Origin of the sequence: Pseudoalteromonas sp. CR1 (genome assembly GCF_019392235.1) — a bacterium.
Taxonomy (GTDB): domain Bacteria; phylum Pseudomonadota; class Gammaproteobacteria; order Enterobacterales; family Alteromonadaceae; genus Pseudoalteromonas.
This window is the reverse complement of the sequence record NZ_JAHXRM010000547.1, coordinates 1-243: the sequence shown is the minus strand read 5'-3', so window position 1 is coordinate 243 and position 243 is coordinate 1. Positions and strand designations below refer to the sequence as shown.

At 43.6% G+C, this 243-nt stretch carries 1 tRNA gene; it reads left to right on the top strand.

Annotated features, from left to right (window positions below):
• Window position 1: 1 nt before the first annotated feature.
• Window positions 2-77 (top strand) — tRNA-Thr (locus tag KZZ04_RS20500).
• Window positions 78-243: the final 166 nt, after the last annotated feature.

The window sequence follows — 243 nt, the reverse complement described above, 5'->3', positions numbered from 1 at the left end:
TGCCGACTTAGCTCAGCTGGTAGAGCAACTGACTTGTAATCAGTAGGTCAACCGTTCGACTCGGTTAGTCGGCACCATTCCTTCAATAGTAATTTCAATGCACTGTAATCAGTAGTCTGTATAAGTTACCCAGTTCGACTCGGTTAGTCGGCACCATTCATTCAACAGTAATTTCAATGCACTGTAATCAGTAGTCTGTATAAGTTACCCAGTTCGACTCGGTTAGTCGGCACCATTCATTCA